Origin of the sequence: Thioclava electrotropha (assembly GCF_002085925.2) — a bacterium.
GTDB lineage: Bacteria > Pseudomonadota > Alphaproteobacteria > Rhodobacterales > Rhodobacteraceae > Thioclava > Thioclava electrotropha.
In genome coordinates this window covers 2,938,237-2,950,139 of record NZ_CP053562.1, presented here as the reverse complement: position 1 = coordinate 2,950,139, position 11,903 = coordinate 2,938,237, and the positions used below count along the sequence as shown (strand labels likewise).

The following is an 11,903-nucleotide window of genomic DNA, read 5'->3' as shown; positions in this document are numbered from 1 at the left end:
GAGCTGAAAAGGGAGAGGGGCGCTGCCCCGCTCGCTGACGCGAGCCCCCGGGATATTTTTGCCAAGAGGAAGGCAGATTTCATGAGAGTTGAGAGCGAGGCGCAGCTGGCCGAGGCCGTCCGGGATGCGGGTGGCGCGCTGGCCGTGCGCGGAGGCGGCACGCGACCTGTGGGCCGGTGTCTGGGTGAGCCGCTGGAAGTCGGGATTTCGGGCATCACGCTTTACGAGCCGGGCGCGCTGACGCTGGTCGTGGGCGCGGGGACGCCTTTGGCCGAAGTCGAGGCGGCGATTGCTGCCGAGGGCCAGCGCTTGCCCTTCGAGCCTGCGGATTGGGGGCCCGTTCTGGGCGCCCCGGGCACAAGCACCGTGGGCGGTGTCGTGGCGGCGAACGTCTCGGGGCCGCGTCGGGTGCAGGCCGGGGCCTGTCGCGACAGCCTGATCGGGACGCGCTTCGTCGACGGGCGCGGGCAGATCGTGAAGAACGGTGGGCGGGTGATGAAGAACGTCACCGGCTACGATCTGGTGAAGCTGATGGCCGGAAGCTGGGGCACGCTCGGGGTGATGAGCGAGGTGGCCTTCAAGCTGCTGCCCGCCGCGCCGTCTCAGGCGACGGTTGTGATCGACTTGCCCGCAGGGGCCGCACAGGTGGCTCTGGCGGCGGCGCTTGGCTCGCCCTTCGACGTGTCCGGCGCGGGCTGGTTGCCTGGCATCGGTGCGGTTGTGCGGGTCGAGGGGCTGGCCGAATCCGTCGCCTACCGGGCGGAGCAGTTGCGCAAACTGATGGAGCCGTTCGGTCCGGTGCGGATCGAGGAAGACGGCTCGGCCGCGATCTGGGCCAGCCTGCGCGATCTGGAGCCGTTCATTGGCAAGGACGGCGATCTGTGGCGGCTTTCGGTGAAGCCGTCGGAGGCCTCCGAGATCGTCGCGCGTCTGGGTGGCGAGGTGCTGCTCGATTGGGGTGGCGGGCTGATCTGGGCGCTTCTGCCGGAAGGCAGCGACGCGCGCGCGCTGGCCTCGCCTTACACAGGCCATGCCACCTGCATGCGGGGCGCGGCGGGCGTGACCTTCGAGCCCGAACCTGCGCCGATCGCCACGCTCACAACCGCGCTGCGGGCGCAATTCGACCCCAAAGGTATTCTGAACCCCGGAAGGATGGGCTGATGCAGACGAATTTTTCGCCCGAACAGCTGAAAGATCCCGGCGTCGCGCGCTCGAACGAGATCCTGCGCGCCTGCGTCCATTGCGGGTTCTGCACGGCGACCTGCCCCTCCTATCAGGTGCTGGGCGACGAGTTGGACAGCCCGCGCGGGCGCATCTACCTGATCAAGGACATGCTGGAGAACGACCGGCTCGCGGATGAGAAGACGGTCAAGCATCTCGACCGTTGCCTGAGCTGTCTGGCCTGCATGACGACCTGCCCCTCGGGCGTGCATTACATGCATCTGATCGACCATGCCCGCGCCCATGTCGAGAAGACCTACAAGCGGCCGATGATGGACCGTCTGCTACGCTGGACGCTGGCGAAGATCGTGCCCTATCCGGGCCGCTTCCGGCTGGCGATGGGCGGGGCGAAGCTGGCGAAACCCTTCGCAGGGCTGCTGCCCGACAAACGGCTGCGCGCGATGGTGGGCATGGCGCCCAAGACCATCCCGCCGGTCAGCCGCAACGATGACGCGCAGGTTTTCGCCCCTATGGGCGAGAAGAAATACCGCGTGGCGCTGCAGATCGGCTGCGCGCAGCGGGCGCTCAACACCGATATCAACGACGCGACGATCCGACTGCTTCGGCGGCTGGGCTGCGAGGTGGTGATCCCGAAGAACCTGGGCTGCTGCGGGGCGCTCTCGCATCACATGGGGCGCGAGGACGAGAGCCATTCGCAGGCCGCGCGCAACATCCGTGCCTATCTGAGCGAGGGCGATCTGGATGCGGTGATCATCAACACCTCGGGCTGCGGAACGACGGTGAAGGATTACGGCCATATGTTCCGTAACGATCCGATGGCCGAGGATGCCGCAAATGTCGCAGGTCTGGCCTGTGACGTGTCGGAATTCCTTGTGAAAATCGGCCTGCCTGAGGGTAAGGGCGGGATGCGTGTCGCCTATCACGCGGCCTGTTCTCTGCAGCATGGCCAGCAGATTAAATCCGCGCCGAAGGACTTGCTGAAACGTGCAGGCTTCGAGGTGGTCGAGCCTGCCGACAGCCATCTGTGCTGCGGCTCGGCGGGCACCTATAACCTGCTGCAGCCCGAGATTTCCGACGAGCTGAAGAAGCGCAAGGTGGCGACGCTCGAGGCGAAGCAGCCCGAGGTGATCGCGGCGGGCAATATCGGCTGCATGGTGCAGATCGGCGGTGGCACCGAGGTGCCCGTAGTCCACACTGTCGAACTTTTGGACTGGGCCACGGGCGGGCCGAAGCCGCCGGCGCTTGCACAGGCCTGATCCACGCCACAATCTGGCCGCATCGGGGCGCTAAGAACGGCAAATCGCCCGCAATCTTCGGAGCCCCGATGCGCCTTCTTGCTCTCGCTCTTGCCTGTCTGACCGCTCTGCCTGTACTGGCGCGGGCCGAGACGATCACCCAGGCCACGCCCTTGCGCGCACTGGAGACCGGCGACGACACGCGCGGCTGGCAGGCGGTGGGGCGGCTCGATCTGGGCCATGGCAGCTTTTGCACCGGCACGCTGATCGCGCCCGATCTGGTGTTGACGGCAGGGCATTGCCTCTATGACAAGCGCAGCGGCGCGCTGATCGATGCGCGCGAGATCGAGTTTCGCGCGGGCTGGCGCAACGGTCGTGCCGAGGCCTATCGCAAGGTGTCGCGCGCGGTGCTGCATCCCTCCTATCACTATGGCGGGCCGGTGGGCGTGAAACGTTCGGAATTCGATCTGGCGCTGATCAAGCTCGCCCAGCCGATCCGCCTGCCGCAGCTTCAGCCCTTTGAGGTGTCGCGCAGCGCACCCTATCGCGGCGAGGAAGTGGGCGTTCTGTCCTATGCGCAGGGCCGCTCGGAGGCGCCGTCGCTGCAACGCGATTGCTCGGTGCTCGAGCGCGCAGGCGCGACGGTGGTGATGAGCTGCTCGGCCGATTTCGGGGCCTCGGGCTCGCCGGTCTTCAGCTTCGCCAATGGTCGCCCCGAGATCGTCTCGGTGGTCTCCGCCAAGGCCGAGATGGGCGCGCGCCCGGTCTCTATCGGGGCGCTGGCCAGTGGGGTCGCCGAACTCCGGCAGGCCATCGAGAGCCGCGACAACGTCGCCACCACCCGCGAAATTCGCGCGGGCGGGGCAAAATTCATCAAGGCGAAATAAGCGCGATGGGTGTTAAGCGGATCATCTTCGGCGTGGTGGCTCTGGCTCTGCTGGGTGGCATGGGCGAGGCGCAGGAAGCGCGCAATTCCGCGCTCGACCGGCTGTCGCAACGCGCCGATCTCTTCGGCTGGGAGGCCGTGGGCAAGGTCACCATCGGCGCTGACGGCTACTGCACCGGCGTTCTGATCGCGCCCGATCTGGTGCTGACGGCGGGCCATTGTATCTACGACCGGCGCGCCAAAGGGCCGCGAGACCCGGCGACCCTTGGTTTTGCCGCAGCCCAAACCGACGGGGCGGAGGTCGCCGCGCGCCCGGTCGCCGCAATGGTCGCCGATCCCGACTATAACCCGTTTGTGCCGCTCTCGGTGGACACCGTGCGCCACGACGTCGCCCTTCTGCAGCTCTCCGCGCCGATCCCGACTTCGATCGCCGCGCCTTTTCGCGTCGGCGATGTGCCCGCCGCAGGGGCCGAAGTGTCGGTGGTGTCTTACGCGCAGGGCCGGGCCGATGCGCTGTCTTGGCAAAAGGCCTGCAGCGTGTTCGGTCGCGCGAAAGGGTTGATCGGGTTCGATTGCGATGTCGATCACGGCTCTTCGGGTGCGCCGGTTTTCGACCGCTCGGGGCTCGCCGCAGGCGGACGGGCGCAGATCGTGTCGCTGGTCTCCTCGGGCTCGCGCAAGAATGGCGTCTCGCGCGCCTATGGGATGGAATTGCCCGCGATCGTCGCGCAGCTGAAATCCGCCCTGCGCAGCGGGCGGGGCGTGATCCGCGCCGCATCTACCAGCGCTGGCCCCAGCGCCTCCGCCGCACCGCAAATCCGGGGCACTTTGCCTGCGCAGGGCCAGCCGCGCATCCTGTCTGGCGGGGGCGCAACCGGGGCGAAATTTCTGCGCCCCTAAGGGCTTGGCCCAAAGCGGCGCCCCTCTTGAAACGTCGCGGAAGATTTCCCAAATTTATGAGTGCCGGAATGCCTGATGAGGGTTCTGGCGCCCAACTGCCCGGCCCCGGAAAGGGGCGGGTTTCATAACCATCGCTCAAGAGAGGATGATGATATGCGAAACTTTGATCTTTCGCCCCTTTACCGCGCCACCGTGGGCTTCGACCGCGTGGCTGACATGATGGACCGTGCGCTGACCAGCGATCTCGCCCAGCCGACCTATCCGCCCTACAATATCGAGAAGACCGACGAGAATGCCTATCGCATCTCGATCGCGGTCGCAGGTTTCGGATCGGACGAGCTGAGCGTCGAACTGAAAGACGGCGCGCTGATCGTGACCGGTCGCAAGGCCGAGGACGATTCCGGCCGCACCTACCTGCATCGTGGCATCGCGACCCGCGCCTTCGAGCGCCGCTTCGCGCTCGCCGATCATGTGAAGGTCACCGGGGCCACCCATGAGGATGGGATGCTCCACCTCGATCTCGTCCGCGAAGTGCCCGAGGCGCTGAAGCCGCGCCGGATCGAGATTGCAGGCCCGACCAAGTCGGAGGCCAAGCAGGTCGAGACGGTCGACGCCTGAAGCGTTTGCCATCGGTGAAAAATGACGGGCGCGGGGGGTAACTCCCGCGCTTTTTGCTATGCGAGAGCTTACGGCGGGGTGAGATCGGTGCCGCCGCGCTGGAACACCATCACATGATCGCCGCTGCCCGAGAAGGTGACCGCCGCGCCTTCGACCTGCGCCTGCTTCATGTCGAAGAATAGCTGCGCGAGGCCCGCATCGGCCTTGAACTCCGGCGTCTCCTGCTCGCAGGCGAACGTGGGCGAGGCTGAGGTCGGTCGGATGCCAAGCGCGGGGTAGGGGGCAAACATCACCCCGGTCACGCAGAGGCAGTGCCCGCAGACGGCGAAGCGCGAATTATCTCCGATATAGAAGCGGATCGCCCGCGCGGGCGCCTTGCCGTCCACCGTCGCGAGGTCATAGGCGCGCAGGGTCTCCACCTTCGAGGCGAGCGTCTGGGCGTCCGAGGTACCGCTCGGCATGCAGGCCGCGAGCACAGCGGCGACTGCGAGGGGTGCAACGCGCGCGGCAATCTTCTTTGAAAGATCGAACATGGTCTTGGTCCGTTACTGGCTACTGCCAGCATGATGCGCGAACCTTAGTTCGATGCGCATTGATCCGGCGCAAGGACCTTGGGAACCTCAGTCGGCGACCATCGCGCCGATCAGAGCAATCTCTTCGCTGCCCGCCTCGCGGGCTTTCTCCTCCAACCGGCGATAGGCTGCGAGGACCGCTTCGCCCTCGGGCGTCAGCGACGCGCCGCCGCCCTTTGCGCCGCCGCGCGCGCGATCCACCAGCGGCGACTTGAAACCCGCATTCATCTCTTCGACCAGCGACCACGCACGTTTGTAGCTCATCTTCATCGCGCGCCCCGCCGCCGAGATCGAGCCGTGTTCGGCGATTTCCTCCAGCAGCCGGACCTTGCCGGGGCCCAGCATCGCCTTGTCGAAATAGAGGCGCATCATCAGGCGGGTCAGTTCCATTCGGGCATCCCTCGCACTCGTCACGTCATGCGCCCCTTATCCTGATCCTGTGCCGGGGCCAAGACAAGGGGTGGGCGCGCGAATGTACAGGGTCATGTGCTCTTGCCATTGCCCGCGCCTTGGGCGAGCGTGCGCGCGAAGGAGCCCCCGCATGTATATCTCGATCGCCTCGCTTGTGGGCGCCTATCTTCTGAGCCAGTTCTACCGCACCTGTCTGGCCGTTCTGACGCCCGTTCTGGGCAAGGAAATCGGCGTGACTCCGGGCGATCTCGCCGTGTCTCTGGGGCTTTGGTACGGGGCGTTTGCGCTGATCCAGATCCCGATCGGCGAGGCGCTGGACCGGATCGGGCCGCGCCGCACCGTGGGCGTGCTGATGGCGCTTGGCGGGGGCGGGGGCGCTGCCGTCTTCGCGATGGCGCAGGGGCCGATGGGCATCCACCTCGCGATGATCCTGATCGGGGCGGGCTGCGCGCCGGTTCTGGTGGGCAGCTATTTCATCTTCGCGCGCAGCTTCAAGCCGGCGCTGTTCGGCACGCTTGCGGCCTCGATGATCGGGGCGGGGAGCCTTGGCAACCTCGCGGGCGCGGCGCCGCTGGCGGCCTCCATCGAGGCTTTCGGCTGGCGTCCGACGCTTTGGGCGCTCTCGGCGCTGACGTTGCTGGTGGCGGCGCTGATCCTGTGGCTCGCGCGCGATCCCGAGCGGGTGGAGCAGCCTGCAGGCCGCCGCGGCACCGCGCTCGACGTGCTGCGCCTGCCGGGCTTCTGGGTGCTGCTGCCGCTGACGGTCGCCAATTATACCGCAGCTGCCGGGATCCGCGGCGTCTGGGCAGGCTCCTATCTGGCCGATGTCTTCGGCGCGGATGCGCAGCTGATCGGCAAGGTGACGTTGGTGATGGGCCTCGCGATGATTGCGGGCAATTTCGCCTATGGTCCGGCGGACAAGATTTTCGGCAGCCACAAGCGGGTCGCGCTCTATGGAAATGCGGTGCTGGCCGTGGCCTTGGCGGTGCTCTTCGTGCTGCCGGGGCAGTCGCTGTGGCTGGCGACGGTGCTTCTGGCGGCGATCGGCTTCTTCGGCGCGTCCTTCCCGGTGATCATGGCGCATGGCCGCACCTTCTACCCGCCGCATCTGACGGGCCGGGGCGTGACGCTGCACAACATGTTCTCGATCATGGGCGTGGCCGCGATGCAATTCGCTTCGCGCCCCGTGTTCGATGCGGTCTCGGTGGGGCACACGCCCGCGGTGGCTTATGGGCTGCTGTTCGCGTTCTTCCTTGCGCCGCTGATGATCGGGTTGGTTTTCTACGTTTTCGCCCGCGACAGCGGCGATGGCATGAGCTAAACCCATCGCATGACCCGGCTCGGATTTCTGATCAATCGCACGCTGCGGCGCGAAGCTCCGCTGGCCGCGCTTTCCGTCTCGCAAAAGGCGCTGCTGGGCGATCTGGCAGGCAAATCCGTGGCGCTGGTCGGCAATGCCCGCGCCTTGGCCGAGGGGCAGGCGGGAGCTGCGATCGACGCGCATGACGTGGTGATCCGGATCAACCGCGCGCCGATGCCCTCGGCCACGAGCCATGGCACGCGCACCGACTGGCTGGCGCTTGCGACCTCGCTTCCCGAAGCCGAGCGCGCCCGCATCGCCCCTTCGCGCATCCTGTGGATGAGCCATAAGCGCAAGCGGCTCGATTGGCAAACCGCCACGAGCCCGGGTTTTTACCTGCATCCGCTGGAGGACTACGAGGGGCTGAAGCTCAAGCTGGGCGCGCAACCCACCACGGGCGCGATGCTGATCGAGATGCTCCTGCGCTCGGATCTGGCGCGGCTCGACCTCTATGGCTTCGATTTCTTCGCCTCGCTTTCGCTGTCGGGGCGGCGCTCGGCCGACAAGGTGCCGCATGACTTCGCCGCGGAAGCGGAGATGGTTGGTGGGTTTCTTGCCTCCGATCCACGTATCATTCGGAACTGACTGCGCGTCGAACCCCTTTCATTTCCTGACGTAAAGCGGTAGGAAGCCGCGTTCTATTCGAGCAAGGAGGTCCTCATGGGCTATAAAGTCGTCGTTGCGGGCGCCACGGGGAACGTGGGCCGCGAAATGCTGAACATCCTGGCCGAGCGCCAGTTCCCGGTCGATGAACTGGTGCCGCTCGCGTCGCGCCGGAGCCTCGGCACAGAGGTCAGCTTTGGCGATCAGACCCTGAAGACTAAAGACATCGATGGGTTCGACTTCACCGGCTACGACATCGCGCTGTTTGCGATCGGCTCGGACGCCACGAAGAAATACGCGCCCATTGCCGCCAAGCAGGGCTGCGTGGTGATCGATAACTCGTCGCTCTATCGCTACGACCCGGACGTGCCGCTGGTCGTGCCGGAGGTGAACCCGGAAGCCGTCGACGGTTACGCGAAGAAAAACATCATCGCGAACCCGAACTGCTCGACCGCGCAGATGGTCGTGGCGCTCAAGCCGCTGCATGACCGCGCCAAGATCAAGCGCGTCGTGGTCTCGACCTACCAGTCGGTGTCGGGTTCGGGCAAAGCCGCGATCGACGAGCTTTGGGACCAGACCAAGGGCATGTATGTCCCCGGTCAGGAAGTGGAGCCGAAGGTCTACCCCAAGCAGATCGCGTTCAACGTGATCCCGCATATCGACGTGTTCCTTGACGACGGTTCCACCAAGGAAGAGTGGAAGATGGTCGCCGAGACGAAGAAGATCGTCGATCCGAAGATCAAGCTGACCGCGACCTGCGTGCGCGTTCCGGTCTTCGTGGGCCATGCCGAAGCGATCAATATCGAGTTCGAGGACTTCCTCGACGAAGACGAAGCGCGCGACATCCTGCGTGAGGCGCCCGGCATCATGGTCGTCGATAAGCGCGAAGATGGCGGCTACATCACCCCGGTCGAATGCGTCGGCGATTTCGCCACCTTCATCTCGCGCATCCGTCAGGACTCGACCATCGAGAACGGTCTGAACCTCTGGTGCGTGTCGGACAACCTGCGCAAGGGCGCGGCCCTGAACGCGGTGCAGATCGCCGAGACGCTGGGCAACCGCGTGCTCAAGAAGGGCTGAGGGTTCGGCCTTTTTGGATTTGGAAGCGCCCGGTCGGAAGATCGGGCGTTTTTCTTTTGGGGCAAAGTGAAGAGGGACGCGGCCGAGCCTCGGGTGGGCGCTTTGCTCCGCCTGTGGCTAGGCGCTTAATCTCGCAAGCCCGAATGTCGCTTGTGCCCGCGAGGCCATCGCCAATGCGCCCTCCCGGGGGGAGGGTCGGGCGCGGCCCGGGGCTGGTCGCCCCGCGCCAGGAAGGTTTACCGCGCGACCCGCTTAACCCCGAGATACGGCCCTTCGCCCGCCGCCGCGATCCGCGCCTTGGCAGCTTCGATCCCCTCATAGGCCACGCTCATCGTTTGGCCGTTGGCGTGGATCATCGTCTCGCCATCGCAGGCGAGCGCGACATGCCCTTTCCAGAACAGCAGGTCGCCACGCTTCAGCGGCGCGCCCTCCGGCACCACCTCGCCCATCTCCGCCCATTGCAGATCGCTGTCGCCCGGCACGGACATCCCGCATAGCGCGAAACCGATCTGCACCAGACCCGAGCAGTCGATCCCCGCACGGCTGTTGCCGCCCCACAGATAGGGCGTGCCCAGTAGCCGCTCGGCCACCGCCACGGGGTCGGTCTCGGGCTGATCCAGAGGACACAGATGCTGGCGCGGTACGAAGCCCTCGGCGGTCACGGCGAACATGCCGTCTTCGCGAGTCACAGACAGTCGCGCGCCCATCGAGAGCTGCATGACTTCGCCGCGCTTGATCGCCGCCTCGCGATAGACATGCGTGGCCGGCGCGGTCACGACATGGGTGGCCGGTTCGGGCGTGCCGAAGGCATCGGCGGCGATCCAGCCGCAATAGCCATCCCATGCGGCCTGCACGAAGGCGAAGCCGTCGCGCTGGTCGATCACGGTCACCGCGGCGCCAAACAGAAGCTGCCGGTCGCGCAAGCTGCCCGGCTCTGGGCAGAGATCGGTCACGGGCACGACGATCCGCGCGGGCATGCCGTGGGTGAAGCCTTCCGCCTCGATCTGACCGCGCAGGGCCTCCAGCGCGATCTCGCCTGAATAGGGCAGGCGGCGACAGTCGGTCATTTCAGCACCTCGGGCAGGGCTGCGAGGATCGCCCGCGCGCCTTGGCCGACCCCACCTTTCGGACGGGCGGGGGCCGCGGCGGGTTGCCAGCCGTAGATGTCGAAATGGGCGAAGCGCTTTGTCTCGGTCACGAAGCGGCGCAGGAACAGGGCCGCGGTGATCGAGCCCGCCATGCCGCCCGAGGGCGCATTGTCGAGATCGGCGATGCCGGGTTCGATCTTCGCCTCGTAGGGCGTCCAGAACGGCATCCGCCAGAGCGGATCGGCCACCGCGCCCGAAGCCGTCGCCAAGGCCTGCGCGACGCCCTCGTCATCGGTGTAGAACGGATGAATGTCCGGCCCCAGAGCGACCCGCGCCGCCCCCGTCAGCGTCGCCATGCAGACCATCAGATCGGGCGGGGTTTCATCGGCATAGGCCAGCGCGTCGGCCAGCACCAGCCGCCCCTCGGCATCGGTATTGTTGATCTCGACGGTCAGCCCCTTGCGGCTGGTCAGGATGTCGCCGGGGCGGAAACTGTCGCCGCCGACCGAGTTCTCCACTGCCGGGACCAGCACGCGCAGACGCAGTTTCGCGCCCGTCGCCATGATCATATGCGCAAGCCCCAGCACGGTGGCCGAGCCGCCCATATCCTTCTTCATCAGACCCATCGACGCGCCGGGCTTGAGGTTCAGCCCGCCCGTGTCGAAGCACACGCCCTTGCCGACCAGCGTCAGCGCCGGTCCTTCGCTGCCCCAGCTTAGCTCGATCAGCCGCGGCGCACGGGGCGAGGCGCGGCCCACCGCGTGGATCATCGGGAAGTTCTGCGTCAGAAGATCGTCGCCCTTGATCACCTTGGCCTCTGCACCGTGGCGTTCGGCGAGCAGTCGAGCGGCGCCCTCCAGCTCGTCCGGGCCCATATCGGAGGCGGGGGTGTTGATCAGGTCGCGGGTGAAGGCCTCGCCCTCGGCCACGGCTTCGATCTGCGCCGCGTCCAAGCCCTCCGGGCAGACCAGCCGCGCTTTCGGCGGCGCGGCTTCGGCATAGCGGCCGAACCGATAGCCCGCGAGCAACCAGCCGAGCGCCGTTTCCGCCTTCAACTCTTCCGACAGATCGCCCTCGATCCGCCACGCACCTTCGGGCAGGGCCGCGGCCGCCCGCGCCAGAGAGAACCGCTCGCGCACCCGTGCCGCATCAGTCCCGAGGCCCAGCAGCGCCGCCTCCGCACCGTCCGGCCCGGGAAGAAGCGCGACTTGCCCGGCGCTCGCCTTGAACCCCGTCGCTTCGACGAAGGCGCGCTGCGCGGGGGGCAGATCGGCCAGAGCCTGCTCCAACCCCTCGGGCGCGACGGCGATCAAAGCGCGCGCGGGCGCACCCGCCTCGGCGAAGCGCATCGCGGGGCGCGGGGCGAGAAAGGAAAAGTCTGCGGGGACGTCTGCGGTCTTGTCTGCGCTCATGGGGGCGGCTCCTTGGCTCTGGTGGTTGCTTTCGCCCCAGAGCCTAGCGTTGCCGCGCCTGCCCGCAAGGGCCGATCGATCACGCCTCAGGAAGACAGGTTGCCGATATCCCAGACCTCGGTGAGCGAGCGTTCCGCGATCCGGCCCAGCCGCGCCATCACCGCCGCCTGCGCCACCGCATCGCCGCCCGAGATGCACTCCAGAAGGTCGCGCGCCGTGCTGACCATCGACACCAGCCCGACTTGTTCGGCAAGCTCCATCACTTCGGCGATCGCGCGGCGCAGCTTGCCGTATTGGCCCGATTTCGTGGCCTCTTCCAACGCGCTGAGATGGAAGGCGAGATCTTCGACCGTGGCGCAGATCACCCGCTCCGCCCCGTCCTGTCCAAGCTCCGCATAGAGCACCACCAGCCGCGCCGTATCCAACGACATCTTTTCCTTGCAGCGCAAGCGAGACACCTGTGACACCCCGACACCCCCTTTGATTTCACCATCACCCGGGCGGTAACGTGATCGAGAGGTCTCAAGATTTCGTTGAGCGATACGGAAAATCTTCT

13 protein-coding genes are annotated in these 11,903 nt (G+C 66.6%); 8 read left to right on the top strand and 5 right to left on the bottom strand.

The features are described 5' to 3' along the window. Window positions 1-81 precede the first annotated feature (81 nt). The 5 genes from AKL02_RS14065 (at window position 82) to AKL02_RS14045 (ending at window position 4,821) form a co-directional block, all read left to right on the top strand. The gene (locus AKL02_RS14065) at window positions 82-1,161 is read left to right on the top strand and encodes an FAD-binding protein (protein WP_083078187.1); all 1,080 of its coding nucleotides are present in this window, start codon (window positions 82-84) and stop codon (window positions 1,159-1,161) included. Then, window positions 1,161-2,438, top strand: coding sequence for a glycolate oxidase subunit GlcF (gene glcF / locus AKL02_RS14060; protein WP_083078186.1), 1,278 nt, complete (start codon window positions 1,161-1,163; stop codon window positions 2,436-2,438). The genes AKL02_RS14065 and glcF overlap by 1 nt, the downstream gene beginning before the upstream one ends. 68 nt (window positions 2,439-2,506) lie before the next feature. Then, complete coding sequence (locus AKL02_RS14055; RefSeq protein WP_083078185.1) at window positions 2,507-3,304, top strand: trypsin-like serine peptidase; 798 nt, start codon at window positions 2,507-2,509, stop codon at window positions 3,302-3,304. Window positions 3,305-3,309: 5 nt separating this feature from the next. Continuing rightward, a complete protein-coding gene (locus AKL02_RS14050) occupies window positions 3,310-4,203 on the top strand; it encodes a trypsin-like serine peptidase (RefSeq protein WP_083078184.1) in 894 nt (297 codons plus the stop codon). Window positions 4,204-4,356: 153 nt separating this feature from the next. Beyond that, the gene (locus tag AKL02_RS14045) at window positions 4,357-4,821 is read left to right on the top strand and encodes an Hsp20 family protein (protein ID WP_083078183.1); all 465 of its coding nucleotides are present in this window, start codon (window positions 4,357-4,359) and stop codon (window positions 4,819-4,821) included. A 68-nt stretch (window positions 4,822-4,889) separates the two neighbouring features. Here the strand turns inward: AKL02_RS14045 and AKL02_RS14040 are convergent, their stop codons facing one another. Together AKL02_RS14040 and AKL02_RS14035 are read right to left on the bottom strand one after the other, a co-directional pair. Beyond that, window positions 4,890-5,354, bottom strand: a complete 465-nt coding sequence (locus tag AKL02_RS14040) for a hypothetical protein (protein ID WP_083078182.1) — start codon at window positions 5,352-5,354, stop codon at window positions 4,890-4,892. Window positions 5,355-5,441: 87 nt separating this feature from the next. After that, window positions 5,442-5,783 carry a winged helix-turn-helix domain-containing protein gene (locus AKL02_RS14035; RefSeq protein ID WP_232621626.1) on the bottom strand — a complete coding sequence of 114 codons (342 nt, stop codon included), beginning with the start codon at window positions 5,781-5,783 and terminating at the stop codon, window positions 5,442-5,444. 151 nt (window positions 5,784-5,934) lie between these two features. On the opposite strand from AKL02_RS14035, the gene AKL02_RS14030 reads away from it, so the two are divergent. The 3 genes from AKL02_RS14030 to AKL02_RS14020 all read left to right on the top strand — a co-directional run bounded on the left by AKL02_RS14030 (window position 5,935) and on the right by AKL02_RS14020 (window position 8,847). After that, window positions 5,935-7,125, top strand: coding sequence for an MFS transporter (locus AKL02_RS14030; protein WP_083078181.1), 1,191 nt, complete (start codon window positions 5,935-5,937; stop codon window positions 7,123-7,125). Window positions 7,126-7,134: 9 nt separating this feature from the next. Further along, window positions 7,135-7,749 (top strand): glycosyltransferase family 29 protein, encoded by a 615-nt coding sequence (locus tag AKL02_RS14025; RefSeq protein WP_083078180.1) that lies wholly within the window; start codon window positions 7,135-7,137, stop codon window positions 7,747-7,749. Between the two features lie 75 nt (window positions 7,750-7,824). Next, on the top strand, window positions 7,825-8,847 hold the full coding sequence (locus tag AKL02_RS14020) for an aspartate-semialdehyde dehydrogenase (protein WP_083078179.1): 1,023 nt from the start codon (window positions 7,825-7,827) through the stop codon (window positions 8,845-8,847). Between the two features lie 236 nt (window positions 8,848-9,083). On the opposite strand, the gene AKL02_RS14015 is transcribed toward AKL02_RS14020, so the two are convergent. The 3 genes from AKL02_RS14015 to AKL02_RS14005 form a co-directional block, all read right to left on the bottom strand. After that, a complete protein-coding gene (locus AKL02_RS14015) occupies window positions 9,084-9,914 on the bottom strand; it encodes a C40 family peptidase (RefSeq protein ID WP_083078178.1) in 831 nt (276 codons plus the stop codon). Then, window positions 9,911-11,284 carry a leucyl aminopeptidase family protein gene (locus AKL02_RS14010; protein WP_083078213.1) on the bottom strand — a complete coding sequence of 458 codons (1,374 nt, stop codon included), beginning with the start codon at window positions 11,282-11,284 and terminating at the stop codon, window positions 9,911-9,913. Before AKL02_RS14010 ends, AKL02_RS14015 begins: the two co-directional genes overlap by 4 nt. 149 nt (window positions 11,285-11,433) lie before the next feature. Next, window positions 11,434-11,778, bottom strand: coding sequence for a hypothetical protein (locus AKL02_RS14005; protein WP_083078177.1), 345 nt, complete (start codon window positions 11,776-11,778; stop codon window positions 11,434-11,436). Between the last annotated feature and the right edge of the window lie 125 nt (window positions 11,779-11,903).

Coding starts and splice junctions, on each gene's coding strand:
- AKL02_RS14065 (WP_083078187.1), top strand. CDS start 82: ATGAGAGTTGAGAGCGAGGCGCAGCTGGCCGAGGCCGTCCGGGATGCG.
- glcF (WP_083078186.1), top strand. CDS start 1,161: ATGCAGACGAATTTTTCGCCCGAACAGCTGAAAGATCCCGGCGTCGCG.
- AKL02_RS14055 (WP_083078185.1), top strand. CDS start 2,507: ATGCGCCTTCTTGCTCTCGCTCTTGCCTGTCTGACCGCTCTGCCTGTA.
- AKL02_RS14050 (WP_083078184.1), top strand. CDS start 3,310: ATGGGTGTTAAGCGGATCATCTTCGGCGTGGTGGCTCTGGCTCTGCTG.
- AKL02_RS14045 (WP_083078183.1), top strand. CDS start 4,357: ATGCGAAACTTTGATCTTTCGCCCCTTTACCGCGCCACCGTGGGCTTC.
- AKL02_RS14040 (WP_083078182.1), bottom strand. CDS start 5,354: ATGTTCGATCTTTCAAAGAAGATTGCCGCGCGCGTTGCACCCCTCGCA.
- AKL02_RS14035 (WP_232621626.1), bottom strand. CDS start 5,783: ATGGAACTGACCCGCCTGATGATGCGCCTCTATTTCGACAAGGCGATG.
- AKL02_RS14030 (WP_083078181.1), top strand. CDS start 5,935: ATGTATATCTCGATCGCCTCGCTTGTGGGCGCCTATCTTCTGAGCCAG.
- AKL02_RS14025 (WP_083078180.1), top strand. CDS start 7,135: ATGACCCGGCTCGGATTTCTGATCAATCGCACGCTGCGGCGCGAAGCT.
- AKL02_RS14020 (WP_083078179.1), top strand. CDS start 7,825: ATGGGCTATAAAGTCGTCGTTGCGGGCGCCACGGGGAACGTGGGCCGC.
- AKL02_RS14015 (WP_083078178.1), bottom strand. CDS start 9,914: ATGACCGACTGTCGCCGCCTGCCCTATTCAGGCGAGATCGCGCTGGAG.
- AKL02_RS14010 (WP_083078213.1), bottom strand. CDS start 11,284: ATGCGCTTCGCCGAGGCGGGTGCGCCCGCGCGCGCTTTGATCGCCGTC.
- AKL02_RS14005 (WP_083078177.1), bottom strand. CDS start 11,778: ATGTCGTTGGATACGGCGCGGCTGGTGGTGCTCTATGCGGAGCTTGGA.